Annotated in this window: 21 protein-coding genes; 16 read left to right on the top strand and 5 right to left on the bottom strand. The window is 32.3% G+C overall.

Annotated features, from left to right (window positions below; translation table 11 throughout):
- Positions 1 to 185: 185 nt before the first annotated feature.
- Positions 186 to 1235 (top strand): dual-specificity RNA methyltransferase RlmN, encoded by a 1050-nt coding sequence (gene rlmN, locus BUC03_RS12820; RefSeq protein ID WP_073152773.1) that lies wholly within the window; start codon positions 186 to 188, stop codon positions 1233 to 1235.
- Positions 1236 to 1343: 108 nt separating this feature from the next.
- Here rlmN and BUC03_RS12815 read toward each other — a convergent pair whose 3' ends face one another.
- Both BUC03_RS12815 and BUC03_RS12810 read right to left on the bottom strand, forming a co-directional pair.
- The gene (locus tag BUC03_RS12815) at positions 1344 to 2447 is read right to left on the bottom strand and encodes a T9SS type A sorting domain-containing protein (protein WP_073152771.1); all 1104 of its coding nucleotides are present in this window, start codon (positions 2445 to 2447) and stop codon (positions 1344 to 1346) included.
- Between the two features lie 89 nt (positions 2448 to 2536).
- A complete protein-coding gene (locus BUC03_RS12810; protein WP_143159199.1) occupies positions 2537 to 3382 on the bottom strand; it encodes a T9SS-dependent choice-of-anchor J family protein in 846 nt (281 codons plus the stop codon).
- A 251-nt stretch (positions 3383 to 3633) separates the two neighbouring features.
- Here BUC03_RS12810 and BUC03_RS12805 point away from each other — a divergent pair, with 251 nt between their 5' ends.
- The 6 genes from BUC03_RS12805 (at position 3634) to dnaG (ending at position 10496) form a co-directional block, all read left to right on the top strand.
- A complete protein-coding gene (locus tag BUC03_RS12805; RefSeq protein ID WP_073152765.1) occupies positions 3634 to 4611 on the top strand; it encodes a polyprenyl synthetase family protein in 978 nt (325 codons plus the stop codon).
- A 169-nt stretch (positions 4612 to 4780) separates the two neighbouring features.
- Complete coding sequence (locus tag BUC03_RS12800; protein ID WP_073152762.1) at positions 4781 to 5347, top strand: RNA polymerase sigma factor; 567 nt, start codon at positions 4781 to 4783, stop codon at positions 5345 to 5347.
- Positions 5334 to 6089 (top strand): hypothetical protein, encoded by a 756-nt coding sequence (locus BUC03_RS12795; protein ID WP_073152760.1) that lies wholly within the window; start codon positions 5334 to 5336, stop codon positions 6087 to 6089. The genes BUC03_RS12800 and BUC03_RS12795 overlap by 14 nt, the downstream gene beginning before the upstream one ends.
- Before the next feature lie 132 nt (positions 6090 to 6221).
- Positions 6222 to 7232, top strand: a complete 1011-nt coding sequence (locus BUC03_RS12790; protein ID WP_073152757.1) for a hypothetical protein — start codon at positions 6222 to 6224, stop codon at positions 7230 to 7232.
- A gap of 129 nt (positions 7233 to 7361) precedes the next feature.
- Entirely contained in the window at positions 7362 to 8423 is a 1062-nt protein-coding gene (locus tag BUC03_RS12785; protein WP_073152755.1) for a hypothetical protein, read from the top strand.
- Between the two features lie 111 nt (positions 8424 to 8534).
- Complete coding sequence (gene dnaG, locus BUC03_RS12780; protein ID WP_073152752.1) at positions 8535 to 10496, top strand: DNA primase; 1962 nt, start codon at positions 8535 to 8537, stop codon at positions 10494 to 10496.
- Positions 10497 to 10509: 13 nt separating this feature from the next.
- Here dnaG and nadE read toward each other — a convergent pair whose 3' ends face one another.
- On the bottom strand, positions 10510 to 11298 hold the full coding sequence (gene nadE, locus BUC03_RS12775; RefSeq protein WP_073152749.1) for an NAD(+) synthase: 789 nt from the start codon (positions 11296 to 11298) through the stop codon (positions 10510 to 10512).
- A gap of 103 nt (positions 11299 to 11401) precedes the next feature.
- On the opposite strand from nadE, the gene gldB reads away from it, so the two are divergent.
- Genes gldB through BUC03_RS12760 form a run of 3 tightly spaced genes read left to right on the top strand, consistent with a single transcriptional unit; the run spans position 11402 to position 13064 of the window.
- A complete protein-coding gene (gene gldB, locus BUC03_RS12770; protein WP_073152746.1) occupies positions 11402 to 12367 on the top strand; it encodes a gliding motility lipoprotein GldB in 966 nt (321 codons plus the stop codon).
- Positions 12368 to 12369: 2 nt separating this feature from the next.
- The gene (gene gldC, locus BUC03_RS12765) at positions 12370 to 12705 is read left to right on the top strand and encodes a gliding motility protein GldC (protein WP_073152744.1); all 336 of its coding nucleotides are present in this window, start codon (positions 12370 to 12372) and stop codon (positions 12703 to 12705) included.
- The gene (locus BUC03_RS12760; RefSeq protein WP_073152741.1) at positions 12705 to 13064 is read left to right on the top strand and encodes a GTPase; all 360 of its coding nucleotides are present in this window, start codon (positions 12705 to 12707) and stop codon (positions 13062 to 13064) included. The genes gldC and BUC03_RS12760 overlap by 1 nt, the downstream gene beginning before the upstream one ends.
- On the opposite strand, the gene yihA is transcribed toward BUC03_RS12760, so the two are convergent.
- Together yihA and BUC03_RS12750 are read right to left on the bottom strand one after the other, a co-directional pair.
- Positions 13065 to 13670 carry a ribosome biogenesis GTP-binding protein YihA/YsxC gene (gene yihA, locus BUC03_RS12755; protein ID WP_073152738.1) on the bottom strand — a complete coding sequence of 202 codons (606 nt, stop codon included), beginning with the start codon at positions 13668 to 13670 and terminating at the stop codon, positions 13065 to 13067.
- A gap of 5 nt (positions 13671 to 13675) precedes the next feature.
- Complete coding sequence (locus tag BUC03_RS12750; protein ID WP_073152735.1) at positions 13676 to 14440, bottom strand: alpha/beta fold hydrolase; 765 nt, start codon at positions 14438 to 14440, stop codon at positions 13676 to 13678.
- A 284-nt stretch (positions 14441 to 14724) separates the two neighbouring features.
- Here BUC03_RS12750 and mraZ point away from each other — a divergent pair, with 284 nt between their 5' ends.
- Genes mraZ through mraY form a run of 6 tightly spaced genes read left to right on the top strand, consistent with a single transcriptional unit; the run spans position 14725 to position 21082 of the window.
- The gene (mraZ, locus tag BUC03_RS12745; protein WP_073152732.1) at positions 14725 to 15195 is read left to right on the top strand and encodes a division/cell wall cluster transcriptional repressor MraZ; all 471 of its coding nucleotides are present in this window, start codon (positions 14725 to 14727) and stop codon (positions 15193 to 15195) included.
- Entirely contained in the window at positions 15170 to 16078 is a 909-nt protein-coding gene (gene rsmH / locus BUC03_RS12740; protein ID WP_234971624.1) for a 16S rRNA (cytosine(1402)-N(4))-methyltransferase RsmH, read from the top strand. Before mraZ ends, rsmH begins: the two co-directional genes overlap by 26 nt.
- Positions 16079 to 16085: 7 nt before the next feature.
- A complete protein-coding gene (locus BUC03_RS12735; RefSeq protein WP_073152729.1) occupies positions 16086 to 16406 on the top strand; it encodes an FtsL-like putative cell division protein in 321 nt (106 codons plus the stop codon).
- The gene (locus BUC03_RS12730; RefSeq protein WP_073152726.1) at positions 16407 to 18374 is read left to right on the top strand and encodes a penicillin-binding protein; all 1968 of its coding nucleotides are present in this window, start codon (positions 16407 to 16409) and stop codon (positions 18372 to 18374) included.
- Positions 18371 to 19834 carry a UDP-N-acetylmuramoyl-L-alanyl-D-glutamate--2,6-diaminopimelate ligase gene (locus tag BUC03_RS12725; RefSeq protein ID WP_073152723.1) on the top strand — a complete coding sequence of 488 codons (1464 nt, stop codon included), beginning with the start codon at positions 18371 to 18373 and terminating at the stop codon, positions 19832 to 19834. The genes BUC03_RS12730 and BUC03_RS12725 overlap by 4 nt, the downstream gene beginning before the upstream one ends.
- Positions 19835 to 19852: 18 nt before the next feature.
- Entirely contained in the window at positions 19853 to 21082 is a 1230-nt protein-coding gene (gene mraY / locus BUC03_RS12720) for a phospho-N-acetylmuramoyl-pentapeptide-transferase (RefSeq protein WP_073152721.1), read from the top strand.

Below are 21082 nucleotides of genomic sequence, written 5' to 3'. Positions count from 1 at the left end.
CTAGAGCGTTACCCTCTGGGTCGGGCTGTTCACTATATCTTTTTTGTCTGTAAGCTACATCAGTATCGAGAAGTTCTAGGAAAACAAAAAAGGATGCCGTTACCATCCCTAACGCATATATTAAGTAAATTAAGATATAAGTAGTCAAATAAAATCAACTCAAATTAGTTTTATACCTTTGCAACGTGAAAAATAAAAAAAGAGACATACGCGCATTAAGTAAAGAGCAGTTAAGAGACTTTTTTGTTTCTGTAAATGATAAAGCTTTTAGAGGGACTCAAGTTTATGAGTGGCTTTGGAGTAAGGGAGCTCACCATTTTAGTGATATGACTAATCTATCTAAAGAAACTCGCCAAATGCTTGACGAGAATTTTGTGATTAATCACATTAAAGTAGATCAAATGCAGCGTAGTAGTGATGGTACTATTAAAAATGCAGTAAAATTGCATGATGGTTTTACCGTAGAGTCGGTACTAATACCAACATTTTCAAGAACTACCGCTTGCGTATCTTCTCAAGTTGGTTGTAGTTTAGACTGTAAGTTTTGTGCTACTGCCCGTTTAAAAAGAATGAGAAATCTTAATCCAGATGAGATTTACGATCAAGTAGTAGCAATAGATAATGAAAGCAGGTTGTATAATAATATGCCTCTTTCTAACATTGTTTTTATGGGAATGGGAGAACCATTAATGAATTATAAAAACGTTTTAAAATCTATAGAGATGATTACTTCTCCAGAAGGCTTAGGGATGTCTCCCAAAAGAATAACCGTTTCTACTTCTGGTGTACCAAAAATGATTAAAAAATTAGCAGATGATGAGGTTAAATTTAATCTAGCAGTATCATTACATTCAGCCATAAATGAGGTAAGAACTCAAATTATGCCTTTCAATGCTAACTTTCCATTAGAAGATTTAAAAGAATCATTGGTGTATTGGTATGCAAAAACTGGTAGAAAAATCACCTACGAGTATCTTATTTGGGATGGTATAAACGATTCTTACAAAGACATAAAGGCACTAGTAGATTTTTGTAAAGCAGTACCTTGTAAAGTAAATATTATAGAATACAATCCTATAGACGATGGAGAGTTTCAGCAAGCTCCCTCAAGAGTTACAGATCAATACCAACGAGAATTAGAGAAAAACGGAATCACAGTAACTGTAAGAAGATCTAGAGGAAGAGATATAGATGCAGCCTGTGGTCAACTAGCAAATAAGTCTGCAGAGCAATAATTTTAATTTTTTTATAGTAAACTATAATATGCTTATATGATAGTTAATAAAGGTAAAAAACCCCGAATCGTAAGATTCGGGGTTTTTTTATATGTTATAAAGAGTAAATTATTTCTTTACAAATTTGAAAGTTTTAACAGTACCTTCCGCTTTAACTTGCGCTAAGTATACTCCACTTTGTAAGTTAGAGATATTGATAGCAGCGTTAGTTCCGTTTAAAGTCTCGTTAGCAACTTGTGCTCCAGAAATACTATAAATATTAATACTTTCTAAAGAGAAGTTAGACTCAATATTTAAAGATCCGTTACTTGTGTAGTGAGATAAAGAAACAGTTTCAAAATCTTTAGTGCTTAAAGTACCTGCAGTAGTGAAAGACCAAGCAGTTATTGCGCTACTATCAGTTGTTCCTCCTGCATTTTCAGGAACAACATACCAGTAATAAGTTGTACCAGCTACAAAGTAATTACTCCCACTTATAAAAACATCAGTTACCGCATTACTTGTAACATTACCTGAAATAGCAGCAGTGTCGTCTTGAAATGTGTTATCTGTAGTGATGTAAATAAAGTAGTTATCTACTGGGTCTCCAGTTGTCGGTGCATCCCAAGCGAAATCCATTGTGTTTTCACCAGTAGTAGATTTGCCCATAGTAACGTTAGTTGCTCCGTCAGCAGGTGTAGGGTTTGTAGCTGCTCCTGGCGCGGTAGGTAAATTAGAGTCTGTAGTTATTGAAAAATCGAAAGCTGAATTAAATGTACTTATAGCTCCTTCATAGTAATTATCAAATACGATATAATAAGTTTGTCCTGCAGTAGCAGCGAAGCTAACTTCTGCATCATTTAAATTACCTGCGCTATCTTGAGTTATTAAGCTACCTCCTTCACAAGTTAAAGTAGTACAGGTACCTGAAAGTACACTAAAAGATGCATAGTAATCTGAACTAGTTGAAGGGACAGGAGAATTTACAGTTACAAATAAGTCCTGGCCAGAGTTATTTGTGTAAGAATACCAATTAGCACTTGTAATGTCTGAAGAGTCATAATATCCACTACATAAAGTTAAGGTAGGTGCAGTTCCAGAAATCATTGAAGCATTTACAGTTGTAGAAGCATCTGCAGCTACAGTAATTGCTTGAGCAGTACTACAATCAGATTGAGCGTTTACTAAAACAGCACTAAAAAGTGCTATAATAGACAAAGTAATTTTTTTCATAAGGGTTATTGTTTATAATGAGCTGCTAATATAAAAAAAAAAGGTTAAGTTGAAAAACTTAACCTTTATATAAAATATTTTATATTTTTTTAACTTTTAATAAATTTGAAAGATTTTGAAACTCCTTCTACCTCAATTTTAGCTAAATAAACACCGCTTTGTAAAGAAGATAGGTTTATAGATGCATTAGTTCCACTTAAAACTTCATTAGATACTTGCTTTCCTATAATATTATAAATATTAATGTTTTCAAGTTGAAAATCAGATTCAATGTAAAGTGATCCATCATTAATAAAATGAGAAAAAGATATACTTTCAAAGTTTTTAGTATTTAAACTAGAGTCAGAAGTAACAGAAACGTTGTCTATTTCTATGGTAAACTCGTCACTAACATTGTGGTGTCTAAAGCCAACATGTACAGTTTGTCCTGCAAATGACGTAATATCTAAAGATTTTGTATATATATTACTTGATCCGCCTGGACCATTATCTGTAACAAGTTCATTAAAAGATACACTACTTGCTGTTAAATCAGTTACTTGGTTTCCTGTAGCTACATATACAGTGTAATTTTCATCAGCATACGCTGCATCTGCAGCAGAAACATCCCAATTTAGAGTGATAGTGTTAGTTCCATCTTCAGCAGTTAAATCAATAGAAGGTGATACAATATAGTTGTCAGGAGTTAAGGGAATGCTTGAAACTCCGTCCGTAGTCCAAGAAGCAGATCTCAATACAGGAGTATTTACAGGGGCTCCAGCATCATCTTCTATCTGAACAACAGACCAATTAAAAGTGTCCCCATCTTCATCATAAACAGTCCAATCAGATATATCAAGATCATTAAAATCGTCACTAAAAAGAGTTGTTTGTGCATTCATGCTCATTGAAAAAGCAGAAATAAAAGCAACGGTAAGTAAGGTAATTTTTTTCATAAGGGTTAAATTTTTATTATTAATAATTTTACTAATGTATAAGAAAAATACAATTTTGTAAATTTTATTCAATTATTTAACATTATTTAAAGAGTTTGTTTGTAGCTAGATTTTTTTAATAGGATATTTAGATGTTTTTGCTGTGTCATAACTTTTTTTCTAAAATTTAAGCTTTGTAAAATAGTAAGATTAAAATATATAAGGATGATAAATATTAATAATAAAACTCTTTAATTATATTTGTAATCTACATGAAACCCATAGCCCAAATAAAAGCCCCTATTAATTTTGAGATGGAACTTTTTGAAAAAAAGTTCTTACTCTCTATGTCTTCTAAAGTAGCATTACTTAATCGTATCACACATTATGTGGTAAACCGTAAAGGGAAGCAAATGCGACCTATGTTCGTTTTTTTAGTGGCTAAAATGGTTTCAGGTGGTGAGGTGAACGATCGTACCTATCGTGGAGCTTCTGTAATAGAATTAATACATACCGCAACATTAGTACATGACGATGTGGTAGACGATTCTAACCGTCGTCGTGGCTTTTTCTCGATTAACGCATTGTGGAAAAATAAAATTGCTGTTTTAGTGGGAGACTACCTTTTATCTAAAGGGCTTCTTCTTTCGATTGATAATAATGATTTCGATTTACTTAAAATTATTTCGGTTGCGGTTAGGGAGATGAGCGAAGGAGAACTTCTTCAAATAGAAAAAGCTCGTAAACTAGACATTACAGAAGAAATATATTACGAAATTATTAGGCAAAAAACCGCAACTTTAATTGCTGCTTGCTGTAGTTTGGGAGCTGCGTCGGTAAAACCAGAATCAGATCATATAGAGCGTATGCGTAAATTTGGAGAGGTAATTGGAATGGCTTTTCAAATTAAAGATGATTTGTTTGATTATGGGGAAGAGCAAATTGGGAAGCCTACTGGTATAGATATTAAAGAGCAAAAAATGACACTTCCGTTAATTTACACGCTTAATACAGTTTCAGAGAAAGATAGAAGATGGTTAATTAATTCTGTTAAAAATCATAATAAAGATAAAAAGAGGGTAAAAGAAGTTATTCAATTAGTGAAAGACGCTGGCGGATTAGATTATGCGGTTACTAAAATGAAAGAATTTCAGCAACAAGCATTTAATTTAATTAAAGATTATCCAGACTCTCCTTATAAAGAATCTTTAGAGTTAATGATGACTTACGTAATTGATAGAAAGAAGTAAACCTATAAATTGATATTACCTAAAAAACATCTCTTAAAAGAGGTGTTTTTTTGTTTGTAATTATTTGATTTGTAGATTTTTATATAAAGTAATAAAAAAATATGAAGTGAAGGCAACCTTTTTCACTTTATCTTCGTCTATGTAAATAGAAAGTCTTTAGTAAAACTTAGTGAAAGTAATACAGTTACATACAAACCAAAAGCGCTTAATTAAAAAAGCACAAAAAAAAGATCGTAAAGCTCAACAGAGTTTGTATGAAGCTTACGCGCCAAAAATGCTTAGTGTTTGTAGAATGTATATAAAAGATTTACAATTTGCAGAAGATGTAATGTTAAAAGGTTTTATGAAGGTGTTTACCCATCTTTCTAGTTATAAGTCTGAAGGTAGTTTTGAGGGTTGGATAAGAAAAATTATGGTGCGAGAAGCTATAGATTTTTTACGAAGTCATAAGAAAATTCAATTTTCAGAAACCTTAGAGAATGATGCTGTATTTACAACAGATAATAGTTTTCAGTCTAACGATGCAGTAGAATTTCTTCAGCAGAAGATAGATGAATTGCCAGAAGGGTATAAAGCGGTATTTATGTTGTATGCAGTAGAAGGATATAAGCATCAAGAAATTGCAAAGATGTTAAAGATAACCGTAGGTACTTCTAAATCTCAACTATCTAAAGCAAGAAAGGTATTACAGCAAAAAGTAGAACCCCAAAGAAAAGAGAATCATGCCGGTAGATAATTTTGATCATAAAATAAAAAATCAGTTAGAGAAAAGAGAGATAAATCCCTCTGTAAGAGCTTGGGATCAACTCTCTGCGCAGTTAGAGGTAAAAGAAGAAAAATCTTCTAAAAAATATTGGTGGCTAGGTATTGCAGCAAGCTTTTTAGGAGGTATTTTGCTAACTACACTATTAACGCATAATAATTCGTCTTCAGTAAAAAATCCAATAGTGGTTAAAGACACTTTGTTAAGTACACAGAAAACTCAAATAGTAGAAAAAGATGCTCATCTAATAGAAAAAAATAATGCTAAAATATTAGATGCTAAACTGTCTATGGAATTAAAATCTCCTAAAAAAATAGTAGAAAGTACTAGTGCTAAAGAAAAGAACGAGAAGCCTAATAATGAAATTTCTACTGAAATAATAGCTAGTTCCAAAAATAATCCCGCAGAAGAAACTCAAGAGCTGTTTGTTTATCAAGAAATAGACAACAAAGCACAGGCGGTAGTAGATCAAGTAAAAGAACTTAGTGTTAACCGTGAGGTGACAGATGAAGAGATTGATGAGCTTATACGAAAAGCCCAGTTAGAAATACGTACGCGAGAAATTTTTAGTAACAATAAAAATAAAGTAAGTGCTCAGGCTTTACTTCAAAATGTAGAACAAGAACTAGATCAGTCATTTAGAGAGCGTATTTTTAATGCTATAGAAAACGGATTTGGCCAAGTGAAATCTACGATCACTTTTTTAGGGAGATAAAAAAGAAAAAATTTTAATTAATAAAGCATTCATTGCTAATTAGTTTGTAAAAGTAAGCTGCTTTTATAGGCGTGGGTTATTAGTGTTTAATTTTAATCAATTTTATAAAACCTAAACTTAACTATATCAATTATGAAAAAAGGATTATTAATTCTCTTTCTGCTTTCTTCATTATTTGTTTTTTCTCAAAAAGAAAAATCAAAAGAACGGGTGAAAATGGAGGAACTACAAGCGCAAAAAGAAACCATTACTAAGCTTGAAAAAGAGAGACTTAAAGAAAAGGTTGTGTCTATTAATGAGCGTTTAAAATCTAATGTAATTACAGAGGAAGAAGCAGAAAAACTTAAAAAAGCTGCGGCAGAACAACACGCGTTGAATATTGAAAATCAATATGATTTAATTGATTTAAATATAGACTTGATTAAAAGAAATCAAAAAGATACCCTTGCTAATGATTATTATATAAAAGCTGGGGCAATTTTAACAGATACTAAAAGAATGTCTGCGGTAGACTCTATACCAAGCGTGTTTTTAGCAGCAAGTTATGTTGGTTTTGGGATAAACTCTGTATTAGATCAAACTCAAGATACTTATAAAGATATTGGCTTTTCTATGCAGGTAGGGGTAAGGTTTACTACTGTTTTTTCAAGAAAAACCCCAGAGTATAGATTAAACTATGGTGTAGGGGCAGATTTTAATATACTAAGTATAAAAGATAATAAAATTTTTAGTGATGCGGCTAATCAAGCTCAATTAGTAAGCACTCCACTAGCTATTGAAAAATCAAACTTGGTGCTTACAAATTTAATATTTCCTGTACATTTTGAATATGGTAAAATAGATACAGATTATGAAGGGAAACGAGCTAAGTATGATTTGTATTCTGGATGGAATTACGGAATAGGAGGATTTTTAGGGACTAAACTAGCTTCAGGGCATGGCTTTAAATACGATGATGAAGGAGAAGATGTAATAGTCTCCATACAAAGAAAGTATAATACAGAAAATTTTCTGTATGGTTTGAGTGCCTATGCGGGTTATGGTATGTTTAAGTTAAATGTAAAGTACTATCTAAATTCTATTTTTAAAAGTTCTAATGCCAACGGAAATATATTAATGGTAGGGGTTCTTTTAGGCTATTAATTGAAAAATCACAGCACAAAATTTAAAATATATTAAATAACTATAAATCATTCATCAATCCATTTAATTTCTCCTCCCTTTCTAAAAAAAAAAGGAAGGGAGGGAGTTAAATTTTTAAAATCAAAAAAAATGAAAACAATAATTATTAGTCTGACTTTATTTGTAGCAACAGCATTAGGTTACACTGCAACAGCGCAATTAATTCAGCTTTCAACAACAGATAATTTAAGTTTAAAGGTTGAAGATTTGCAAAAGCAAAAAACTAAAGTAGAAGAGGTAGAAAAAGGGAAACTTAAAGAAGAAATAGAGAAAATTAATCAACGTTTAGAAGATAACGAAATAACTGCCATAGAGGCTGCTGAATTAAAAAAGAAAGCCGCTGAAAAACGTGCACTAAATATCGAAAATCAATTAGATATTATAGATGCTAATATTGCTCTTTTGAAACGAAATGCTAGAAAACTTGAAGGGGAAGATAAGGAAAGTGTAGAGTATTATTACACAAGCTTACAATTTTTAGACTATGATGAGAAAAAGAAAGTAGATTATGATTCAATACCTAAAAGAACAACTTCAGATTTATTTTTTGCACTCGGTTTAAATAATGCCATGATAGAAGGGCAATCTCTAGATGATTCTCCATATAAAATAGGGGGCAGTCGATTTTTTGAGATTGGTTATGAGTTTGAAACTGTATTGGTGAAATCTGGTTTTGTAAGAGTGAAATATGGCTTAGCATTTCAGTTCAATGGTTTAAAAGCAGATGATAATATGTATTTTGTAGATAATGGAGAAGAAACAATATTAGAAGAGTTTCCTTTTTCTCTAAATAAAGCAAAATTGAGAATGGATAATTTAGTAATACCTATTCATTTTGAGTTGGGTCCTTCTAAGCTTAAATACGGAAAAAATAAAGCTTACTATGATAAAAGTAATTTTAAAATAGGTTTAGGTGGATATGTAGGGTTGAACTTAAATACTATTCAAAAAATTAAATATGAGGAGAATGGTAAAAGCAGAAAAGATAAACTTTCGCAGAGTTATAATACTAATAATTTTATTTACGGTTTAAGCGCCTATGTTGGTTACAATAATATTGGTTTGTATATAAAATACGATGTAAATACCATTTTTAAAGATAATACAATAGATCAAAATAATATCTCTTTAGGAGTGCGAGTAGGAATTTAAGCTTATTTCCATTTGTAAATTTTGAATAGCCAAAAGGGTAAACTAGATTGTTTATCCTTTTTTTATTTTGTTACTTTTGCAAATTATAACTTTCCTAGATTTTAAGCTAAAATGATTCAAAAGTCAACCATAGATCAAGTATTTGATGCCGCTCGTGTAGAAGAGGTAATTGGAGATTTTGTTCAATTAAAAAAATCAGGTTCTAACTATAAAGGTTTAAGTCCGTTTACAGATGAACGTTCACCAAGTTTTATGGTAAGCCCTGTTAAGCAAATCTGGAAAGATTTTAGTAGTGGTAAAGGAGGTAATGTGGTGGCTTTTTTAATGGAGCACGAGCATTTTAATTATCCAGAAGCAATTAAGTATTTAGCCAAAAAATACGGAATTGAAGTAGAAGAAACTGAGCAAACAGACGAGCAAAAGCAACAAGCAGATGAGCGAGAAAGTATGTATTTGGTTTCTGAATTTGCTAAAGAATTTTTTCAGAAAAAACTACTAAAAACAGAACAAGGTAAAGCTATAGCGTTAAGCTATTTTAAAGAACGTGGTTTTACCAATGCCACAATTGAAAAGTTTGATTTAGGTTACTCGCCAGATGTTTGGGATGCTTTTACAGAAGAAGCATTAAAAAAAGGCTACAAGCTAGAGTTTTTAGAAAAAACTGGGCTAACTATTGTAAAAGAGCAAAAGAAATTTGATCGTTTTAAAGGCAGAGTAATGTTCCCTATACATTCTATGTCTGGTAGAACTTTGGGTTTTGGAGGAAGAATACTTACCAACGATAAAAAAGCAGCAAAATATTTAAACTCTCCAGAAAGTGATATCTACCACAAAAGTAAAGTGCTTTATGGTATTTATTACGCCAAGCAAAGTATTGCAAAAGAAGATAATTGTTATTTGGTAGAAGGTTATACAGATGTTATCCAAATGCACCAAAGCGGAGTGGAGAATGTGGTAGCTTCATCTGGTACGGCACTTACTTCAGATCAAATCAGGTTAATTAATAGATTAACTAAAAACATCACTGTTCTTTTTGATGGAGATGCTGCAGGACTTCGAGCTTCACTTCGTGGGATAGATTTAATTCTAGAACAGGGAATGAATGTGAAAGTTTGTACATTTCCAGAAGGGGAAGATCCAGATAGTTTTGCAAAAGCAAACACCAAAGAAGAAATAGAAGAATACTTAGCTAAAAACTCTAAAGATTTTATCAGCTTTAAAGCTTCATTATTGGTAAATGAAGCGAAAGGAGATCCTATTAAAAAAGCAGAAGTAGTGCGGGATATGGTAAATAGTATTGCAAAAATACCAGACCAAATTCAGCAAGAAATATACTTGAAAGAGTGTACGAGAATTATGGATGTTTCTGAAGATGTTCTGTATAGCTCTTTAGCGCAAATCAATGCTAAAAATACCAAAGGCGGTACAGAAAAGTCTAGCCAATCTCCTAGAAACTTTGAGGTTATTAAACAACCAAAAGAAGTAAAGTCTAAAGTAAATAGACAGTTTGAGTTAGAGAGAAACATAATTAGTTTGTTACTTCGTTATGGTAAAGAGCAAGATGAGTTTGAAGAGTATGTTTACCGAGAAGATCAAGATAATAACTTAGAGTTGGTGTTAGAAAAGCACGAAGCAAAAGTTTACGAGAAAATTTTTTTAGATCTTCAAGAAGATGAAATAGAGTTTACAAATGAGAGTTTTAAGCTTTTGTATGAAAAGATTATTTATGAGTTTAATATCAAGAGTGATTTAAAAATAGAAACTTTTATAAACGAGCTTACTCCAGATCAGGCTTCAGAAATTACAGCTATTTTAATGGCTGAAGAAAAAAATATTTTACACCGTTGGGTAGATCAAGATATTTTTGTGAAACCTAAAACAGAACTAGAAGCTAGAGAAGTGAGTGATACTATTTTAAATTTGCGTTTACACTTGGTAAAACAAAAAGTATTTGAATTGATGGAGTCTGCTAAAGAAAATATAGCAGAGCACCATCAAGAAATTTTAGAGCAAGTTATAGAATACAAAAAACTAGAAATGAATATTGCAGAGCGCATTAAACGCGTTCTATAGCTTTATTATTTAATTACTTAAAATTAAGTGGGATTTCACAAACAGGTATTGGTTGCATTTTATGTTGATTAGCGCTATTTAATCTTTTATAAATTTTAAATACTTCTAATTTTCTTCCCTCAAAACTGTCGGCAGTTTTTCCTAAATCATCCATATGCATTGCCCATTCTAACTCTGGGTAAGTAGCGCCAATTTGGTCTTCATCGGTACGGTTATCACCCCATAAACCATCTGTAGGGGCTGCTTTTAAAATTTCATCATTAATACCTAAGTATTCGGCAATCTCGTATACTTCAGTTTTTAATAAATCGGCAATCGGGCTCAAGTCTACACCGCCGTCACCGTATTTGGTGTAAAAGCCTACACCAAAATCTTCTACTTTATTTCCTGTTCCTGCAACTAACAAGCCTTCTAGTGCAGCAAAATAATATAAAGAAGTCATTCTTAATCTAGCGCGAGTATTGGCAAGAGACATAAAACGGTCGTCTTCATTATCAACCTTAGGTAGTGCTTCAATCAAACTATCAAAAACAGGAGTAAGGTTTACTTGTTGAAATTCAATATCTTCAAAGTTGTTTTTTAGCCAATCAATATGTCTAATTGCTCGGTTTACTTGGTTTTCTGCCTGGTGTATAGGCATTTCTAAACATTTCACTTTTAGGCCTGTTCTTGCGCAAAGGGTAGAGGTTACCGCAGAGTCTATTCCGCCGCTAATTCCTATCACAAATCCATTCATATTAGCGTTAGTTGCATAGGTTTTTAACCAGTTTACAATATGATCTACTACTTTTTGGGTGTGCATGAGTGAATGTTTTAAGTTTATAAATTACCTTTGTTGCAAAAATAAGCTTTTCAAGATAATTATAAACTTTTATAGGCGTTAAAGCAATCATAACAATATATCTATGGTGAAAAATATTTTCTTTTTGTTTTTAGGATTAGCTTTTTTAGCAAGTTGTAATCAAGAAGATAAGGTAGAACAAGAGATTTCTAAAATACCTGTAAGTATAGAAATAGAAAGATTTGATAAGGTTTTTGCACAGGCTTCTCCTTCAGATATTCCGCAGTTAAAAAAAGAATATCCTTTGTTGTTTCCTAAACAATACGCAGATTCTATTTGGGTAAATATGCTGCAAGATACCATTCAGCAAGAATTAAATAGAGAGGTGTTAAAAGCTTTTCCTGAGGTAAAGCAGAAGCAAGAGATAGAAGGTTTATTTCAGCACGTAAAATACTATTTTCCGCAAGTAAGTATACCAAGGGTAATAACTATTACTTCAGAGGTAGATTACCATAACAAAGCGGTAGTTACAGATAGTGTCGTATTAATTTCTTTAGATACTTATTTAGGGAAAGAGCATAAGTTTTATATTGGTATGCAAGAGTATTTAAAGAAGAATTTTATACCCACGCAAATTGTACCAGATATTGCTACAAAATATGCAGAATTGTTTACACCTCAATTACAAGAAAGAGATTTTCTCTCTTCTATGGTGTATTATGGTAAGTTGTTGTATGTAAAAGATAAACTGATTCCTAATTTTTCAGATGCTGCAAAAATGGGATACACAGATCAAGAAATGGAATGGGCAGTTACCAATGAAGAGCAAATTTGGAGGTATTTTATAGAGCACGAATTGTTGTACGATACCAATAGTGAGTTGCAACGTAGATTTATAAATCTAGCTCCTTTTTCTAAATTTAGATTAGAGTTAGATAGTGAAAGTCCGCCACAATTAGGTCAATTTATAGGTTGGCAAATAGTAAGGCAGTATGCAGATAAACACAGTGATGTTTCTTTAACAGAATTATTACAACTAGATGCAGAAGAAATTTTTAAACAATCAAATTACAAACCAAGAAAACCATAAACATGGCGAATAAAAAATCTGAAATAAAAATTCAAGTTGAGGTAGATGAAAACAATGTTCCAGAAAATTTGAATTGGAGTGCACAAGACGGAGGCGTAAATAAAGAAGAAGCAAAAGCAATGTTGCTTTCTTTATGGGATAGTAAGCAGCAAGAAACTTTGCGTATAGATTTATGGACCAAAGATATGCCTGTAGATGAGATGAAGATATTTTTTCATCAAACATTAGTAGCGATGAGTGATACTTTTTACCGCGCTACAGAAGATGAGAAAATGATGGAAACCATGAAAGATTTCTGTGATTATTTTGCAGATAAACTAGAGCTTAAAAAAGAGTAATGAAAAATATTCTTTTTGTGTATAAAGCAAATTCTGGTAAAGCTAATGCTGTATTAGATAGTATACATAAAATAGTAAAACCTGAAACCTACTCTTGTGGTTTGTGTAAGTTAACACACGGGATTTTTACTGAAAATAAAAAATGGAGAGATTTTAAGTTAGAAACAATTCATAATTTAGAATTTCTCCATAAAGATGAATTTGAAAAACAATATGCTTCTAAATTTGGAAGCAAATTTAATTTCCCAATTGTACTTTTGAAGAATGCTGATGAGTTTGAGTTACTAGTATCTGCTAAAGAGTTAAATACATTTAAATCTACAGAAGATCTAATCACAGTAATTAAAGAGAGGGTTTAGTTATTCGGTTTCTAAGTTGTTGTTAATATCATCAATATATTGAAGTACTTCGTCTCGGCCCAATTCTTTAGAAGAAGAGGTTATAAAGTGAGGAGGTAGGCTAGACCAAGTTTCAGAAAGCTTTTTAAGATAGTCTTCTACATTTCTTTCTAAAGCATTTGGTTTTAACTTATCTGCTTTTGTAAAAATAATAGCAAACGGAATCATATTTTCTCCTAGCCATTGTATAAATTCTAAGTCTATTTTTTGTGGCTCGTGTCTAGAGTCTACCAATACAAAAGCTGCAACTAATTGTTTTCTAAACTTAAAATAATCTGTAATAAATTTCTGAAAAGTTTTCTTTTCTTTTTTGCTCACTCTTGCATACCCGTAACCTGGTAAATCTACCAAGTGCCAATCATCATTAATTAAAAAATGATTAATTAGTTGTGTTTTACCTGGTCTACCAGAGGTTTTAGCTAAGCTTTTACGCTTAGTAATCATGTTGATTAAAGAAGATTTACCAACATTACTTCTGCCAATAAAAGCATATTCAGGTAAATTACTATCGGGACATTTTTTTACGTCACTATTGCTAATTACAAAATTGGCCTGTTTTATATCCATAACTTTTAAAGCTCTTTTTCTTGTAACCAGTGATCAAGTATTTGGTTAAATTTATCTGGATGTTCCATCATAGCTGCGTGACCACATTTTTCTATCCAATAAAGATCAGAATTTGGTAAGAGTTTATTAAAATCTTCAGCAACTTCTGGTGGTGTTACGCTATCTTGTCTTCCCCAAATAATACAAGTTTGGGTTTGCATTTTAGGTAAGTCTTTTGCCATATTATGTCTTATGGCGCTCTTCGCAATAGCTAATGTTTTAATTAATTTACTTCTGTCGTTCAAAGTATTGTAAACATCATCTACAATTTCTTTTGTAGCAACAGCAGGATCATAAAACACATTTTCTGCTTTCTTTTTAATGTATTCGTAATCACCGCGCTTAGGGTAGCTTTCTCCCATTGCACTTTCATACAAACCAGAACTACCTGTAATAATTAATGCTTTAATTTTTTCAGGGTATAGTTTGGTAGTAAGCAAGCCAATATGTCCGCCAAGAGAGTTTCCTAATAAAATTACTTCTTTGTAATTTTTAAAGTCAATAAACTCTTTTATGTATTTAGCAAAATTGCTTACGCTAGTTTTTAATAAAGGCATGGAGTAAAGAGGAAGCTCTGGTACTACAACTTTGTAACCTTTCTTCGGAAAAAATTGTGCTACACCATCAAAATTACTAAGGCCTCCCATTAAACCATGTAGGATAATTATTGGAGTTCCTTCTCCTTTCTCAATATAATTAAACTTTCCTTCAGATTTAATTTCTTCTTTCATCAATAAGAATTGCGATTTGCAAAAACAAATATAGAGATTATTGTTTAAGTATGAGTAATTATTATGTTCTTGAATTTGAAGAGTTTTAATATTGCTTCATTTTGAGTTTATTCACAGTATTTCACTCCATTTATTACCACTTTATCTAAACGTCTAATTATCAGTGTTTATAGGTGTTTTGGGAGGGTGTGTGGTAAAGTGAGGTTAAAACTTATCAACAATGTGGTAAAATGTGGTAAAATGTGGTGATATTTTCAATATCTTTGAACTAAGAATTCTTAGAGGTGATAAATTTAATAGGGTCATATGAATGTAAAATCGACGCAAAGGGTCGATTGATGGTACCTGCAAAATTAAAATCGCAACTTCTGCCTATGTTAGAAGATGGTTTTGTTTTGAAGCGTGCTGTCTTTCAGTCATGTATAGAGATGTATCCTATGAGTGAGTGGAATGCTTTGATGAAAAAAGTGAACTCGCTTAATCGCTTCAATAAAAAAAACAATGATTTTATTAGAAGATTTACTGCTGGTGTAAAAATGGTAGAAGTAGATGCAAATGGAAGGCTTTTAGTGCCTAAAGATCTTTTAAATTTTGCAGGTCTAAAAAAAGAAATTGTGCTGTCTTCTGCAATCGGGATTGTAGAGATATGGGATAAAGATAAATATGAACTAGCTATTGAAGATGCTGCAGATGATTTTGCAGATTTAGCAGAAGAAGTAATGGGAGGTAATGATGGAGAATTTGGAATATCATAATCCAGTACTGTTAAAAGAAACTGTAGACGGCTTAAATATTAAGCCTAACGGAGTGTATGTAGATGTTACGTTTGGTGGTGGTGGTCACTCTAGAGAGATATTGAGTAGGTTGGGAGAAGGTGGTAAGTTGTTTGCTTTTGATCAAGATCCTGATGCAAAACAAAACGTGATTGATGATGCGCGTTTTACTTTAATACCTGAAAATTTTAAATTTTTAAAACAGTTTTTAAGGTTTTATGGGCATAAAACAGTAGATGGAGTTTTAGGTGATTTTGGAGTTTCTTCTCATCAGTTTGATGTTGCTGAGCGTGGTTTTTCTACACGTTTTGATTCTAAGTTAGATATGAGAATGAATCAAAAAGAAAAGATTAGCGCTTATGAGGTTATTAATGGCTATGCAGAAGAGCAGTTACGTTCTATGTTTTATCAATACGGAGAGTTAAAAAACGCTCCGAAATTGGCTAGAGTAATTGTAGAAGAAAGAGAGAATGCGCCTATAGAAACAGGAGATCAATTAAAAGAACTATTGATGCCGCATTTGTTTAAAAATAGAGAGTTTAAAATTCTAGCTCAGATTTACCAAGCTATTAGAATAGAAGTTAATCAAGAAATAGAAGTGTTAAAAGATTTTCTGCAACAAACGGAAGATGTTTTAGAAAAAGGAGGGAGAATAAGTCTTATCTCTTACCATTCTTTAGAAGATAGATTGGTAAAAAGATATATACGAAACGGTCTTTTTGAAGGGGAGCCAGAGAAAGATATGTTTGGTAGAATGACAGTTCCTTTTAAGAAAGTGGGAAAACTAATAGTTCCTACAGCAGAAGAGATTAAAATGAATAATAGAGCAAGAAGTGCAAAACTTAGAATAGGAGAGAAGCTTTAAGAGGTGTATGAAAAGAGGAGTTTACGATTTTTTAAAAGGAAAGTTTTTAATAAGCGATGATGCGCTTAAAAACTGGAGTTTTATTCTTTTTTGTACAGCATTAGCAATTATAATGATTGCTTGCTCTCACAGTGCAGAAAGAAAAGTACATCAAATAGCTAAATTAAATAAAGAAGTAAGAGAGTTAAGAAGTGAGCATGTAGATCTAGAAAAAGATTTAATGCAGTTAAAGATGGAGTCTACTATTTTAAAAAAATTAGAAGGTTCTGGTTTAGGAGCGTCAAAAAAACCACCACATAAAATAGTGGTGCTAAATTCAAATAAATAATTGGTAGCAGAAAAAAACATACTTTATAGATTGTACTTCATTGCTGGGGGTGTATTTCTGTTTGCTTTTGCAATTGCATTTAAGTTGATAAATATTCAAGTTTCTGAAGGAGAAAAATATAAAGAACTTTCAGATAAAAGAGTGTTTAAAAACTTTACTATACCTGCTAATAGGGGTAATTTATACGATGCTAAAGGGAGTTTGTTGGCTACATCTGTGCCAGAATATGATATTCGTTTTGATGCCTTAACGGTGTCTCAAGAAAATTTTGATCTTTATTTAAAGCCTTTGGCAAAAGAGCTTTCTAAAATGTTTGAGAAGCCTGAGTCTTATTATGTAAATATTTTAAGAAGAGCTAGGGCCAATAAAAATAGATATTTTTTAGTAGCTCGAGGGGTTGGGTATTCTCAATATGCAAAAATAAAAGAGTTTCCAATGTTTCGTTTAGGGGCTTATAAAGGCGGATTTATTTCTGAACAAAGAACTGTTAGGCAAAGACCTTTAGGGAAAATAGGAGAAAGAACAGTAGGTCACGGTCAGGCTGGTTTAGAAGGAGCTTATGATGAGTACTTAAAAGGGAAAGATGGGCACCGATTAAAACAAAAAATAGCACAAGGACAGTGGAAACCTATTAGTGATGAAAATGAAAGAGAGCCAGAAGACGGGTTAGATGTGGTTTCTACCATAGATATTAATATTCAAGATATTGCACACCACGCGTTGCTTTCTCAATTAATTAGTTTTAGGGCAGATCACGGGACGGTAGTTGTGATGGAGACAGAGACGGGAGAGATTAAAGCTATGGCTAATCTTGGGAGAACAGACGATGGTAAATATTACGAAAAAAGAAATTATGCTGTTTGGGAGTCTCACGAACCAGGGAGTACTTTTAAACTAATGGCAATGGTGGCTGCTCTAGAAGATAGGGTGGTAGATACTGCAGATGTGGTAGATACAGAAGGAGGGGCAATTAAGTATTATGATCGTATAGTGAGAGACTCTCATAAAGGTGGTTATGGTAAAATATCTGTAGCTAAAGCTTTTGAGGTTTCTTCTAATACCGCTTTTTCTAAATTTATTTATGAGGGTTATAAAGATAATCCAGAGGCATTTGTCAATCGTTTAGATTACATGGGGCTTAATAAAAAAATAGGATTAGAAATTAAAGGTGAAGGGGCTCCAAAAATTCCGCATCCAGATGATAGTAATTGGTACGGTACTACTTTGCCTTGGATGTCTTTTGGTTATGGGGTTTCTATTACGCCATTACAAACTTTGGCTTTTTATAATGCTATTGCTAATGATGGTATTATGATTAAGCCAAGATTAATAAAAGAAGTAAGAGATCGAGATAAGGTGGTTCATGATTATAATCAGCCAATCATACAAAATTCTGTTTGCTCTAAAGAAACAGCAATGAAGGTGAGAGAGATGATGAAGAAAACCGTAAAAAGAGGTACGGCTGCAAATATTTACACAGAAAATTTCTCAATGGCCGGTAAAACAGGAACTTGTTTAACTGGTTATGGAGCAGGTAAGGGTGGTTCTGAATATATAGCATCATTTGCAGGTTATTTTCCAGCAGAAGACCCAAAGTACTCTTGTATTGTGGTAATTAGTAAGCCAGATAGAAGTATTGGGTATTACGGAAATATTGTAGCAGGGCCAGTTTTTAAAACCATTGCACAAAAAATTTATACAGATACTCCTGCGGTAGATGAGGTAGAGAATTTAGAGAGTGATAATCCAGAAGTAGATAAAAATTTTGAAAGATATTTTGCGGTATCTCAAAAATATAAAACCATAGTGCCAAATGTAGAAGGGTTACCAGCAATGGATGCTATTGCTATTCTAGAAAATTTAGGCCTAAAAGTAAAACTGAACGGATTGGGTAAAATAAAAAAACAATCTATACAGCAAGGACAAAAAGTAAAAGCTAATCAACAAATTTTAATTTCTTCAATTTGATACATTTAAAAGACATACTTTATAAAGTTTCTATTGAAAAAGTGATAGGAGATACAAGTGTAGCAATTAATCAGCTTCATTTTGATTCTAGGCAAATTCAATTAAACGATGTTTTTGTGGCAATTAGAGGAGCTTTGTCAGATGGGCATCAATACATAAAACAAGCGCAAGATCAAGGTGCGTTAGCGGTAGTGTGTGAAGAGTTGCCTAAAGATATGATAAGCGGTATTACTTATGTTCAAGTAAAAAATACGAAAGAAGCCTTAGCATTAATAGCAAGTAATTATTATAAAAATCCTTCAGAAAATTTAAAACTAGTAGGAGTAACTGGTACAAACGGAAAAACAACTATTGCAACTTTATTGTTTCAATTATTTAGTAGAGCTGGGTATCAAGTTGGTTTAATATCTACAGTAGCTATTAAGGTTGGAGATAAAGAATACGGTACAAAATTAACTACACCAGATTCTATTACAATTAATAAATATTTGGCTGAAATGAATGAAGCAGGAGTAGAGTTCTGTTTTATGGAAGTAAGCTCTCACGGTATAGATCAACATAGAACTGGCGGACTAACGTTTGCTGGCGGAATTTTTACTAATCTATCTCATGATCATTTAGATTATCACAAAAATTTTGCAGAATACAGAGATGTGAAAAAAAGGTTTTTTGATGAGCTACCAAAAGAAGCATTTGCATTAACAAATGTAGATGATAAAAACGGAGCAATAATGCTTCAAAACACCAAAGCAACCAAAAAAACTTATGCACTTAAATCTATGGCAGATTATAAGGCGCAATTATTAGAAAATAGTTTTGGTGGTTTGTTATTAAAATTAAACGGTCACGAAGTTTGGAGCAAGTTAATAGGGGAGTTTAATGCATATAATCTTTCAGCAATTTATGCTACTGCAGATTTATTAGGCTTAGATGAATTAGAAAATTTGAGGTTAATAAGTGAATTGTCTTCTGTTAGCGGAAGATTTCAATACCACGTTTCTTCTAGTAAAATTACAGCTATTGTAGATTACGCGCATACTCCAGATGCATTAAAAAATGTATTAGAAACTATTAATGCTATTAGAACTAAAAATGAAGAGCTAATTACCGTAGTAGGTTGCGGCGGAGATAGAGATAAAACTAAACGCCCAACAATGGGTGACATAGCTTCTGAGTGTAGTACAAAGGTTGTTTTTACAAGTGATAACCCAAGAACAGAAAATCCAGACCAGATAATAGAAGAGATAGAAGCAGGAGTACAACCTCAAAATGTAAAAAAAGTAATATCTGTTACAAATAGAAAACAAGCTATAAAAACAGCTTGTGTAATGGCAGCGCCTAATGATATTATTTTGATTGCAGGAAAAGGGCATGAGACTTACCAAGAAGTAAATGGAGTAAGGTCAGATTTTGACGATATGAAGATTGTAAAAGAATTATTAGAACAATTAGAGAAATAAAAAGCTAAAAATAAAAGGATGTTATATTACTTATTTCAATTTTTAGAAGAACAATATGAGTTGCCAGGAGCGCAGATATTTCAATTTATATCTTTTCGTGCGGCATTGGCTATCATCCTTTCTTTACTTATTTCTACCATCTTCGGTAAGAGAATAATCAACTTCTTACAAAAAAAGCAAGTAGGCGAAAGCGTACGTGAATTAGGTTTACAAGGGCAATCAGAAAAAGCAGGTACCCCTACCATGGGTGGTATTATTATCATTTTAGCAACATTAGTTCCAGTGGTGCTTTTGGCAAAACTAGATAATGTATATGTGTGGCTTTTAATAATTACCACTATTTGGATGGGGATTATTGGCTTTATAGACGATTATATTAAAACATTCAAAAAAAATAAAGAAGGTTTAAAAGGAAGATTTAAAGTAATTGGCCAGGTTGGTTTAGGGGTTATCGTGGGAGCAACTATGTATTTTCATCCAGATATTACGGTAAAAGAGCAGGTAAAAGATGAGGTGGCTCAAGTAGAATTAACAGATACTAAAACCACAAATTTTGAAAGCGAAAAAAAATCAACAAAAACTACCATTCCTTTTGTAAAAAATAATGAGTTTGATTATTCAAGTTTAATTACTTGGATTGATGCAGATTATGCTAAATACGCTTGGGTAATTTTTATACCAATTGTAATTTTTATAGTAACCGCAGTTTCTAACGGGGCTAACCTTACAGATGGTATAGATGGTTTAGCAGCAGGAACCTCTGCTATTATAGTATTAACTCTCGGACTTTTTGCTTGGGTTTCTGGTAATATTTTCTTTTCAGATTATTTAAACGTCATGAATATTCCACATTCTGGAGAAATGACGGTTTATATAGCTGCTTTTGCAGGAGCTTTAGTTGGTTTTTTATGGTATAACACATTTCCTGCCCAAGTTTTTATGGGAGATACGGGTAGTTTAACTATAGGAGGAATTATAGCGGTACTTGCTATAGCAACCAGAAAAGAATTACTGATCCCTATTCTCTGCGGAATTTTTTTAATAGAAAATCTGTCTGTAGTAATGCAAGTAAGCTGGTTTAAATACACCAGAAAAAAATTTGGTGAAGGAAGAAGAATTTTCTTAATGTCACCATTACACCATCACTACCAGAAAAAAGGGCATCATGAAAGTAAAATTGTAGTAAGATTTTGGATTGTAGGTATTCTATTGGCTGTAATAACCATTGTAACACTAAAACTAAGATAA

The sequence above is a fragment of the Mesonia phycicola genome (genome assembly GCF_900141885.1).
In the GTDB taxonomy this organism is placed as follows: Bacteria; Bacteroidota; Bacteroidia; order Flavobacteriales; family Flavobacteriaceae; genus Mesonia; species Mesonia phycicola.
The sequence above is the reverse complement of the archived record's forward strand: the minus strand, read 5'-3'. Positions and strand labels throughout refer to the sequence as shown.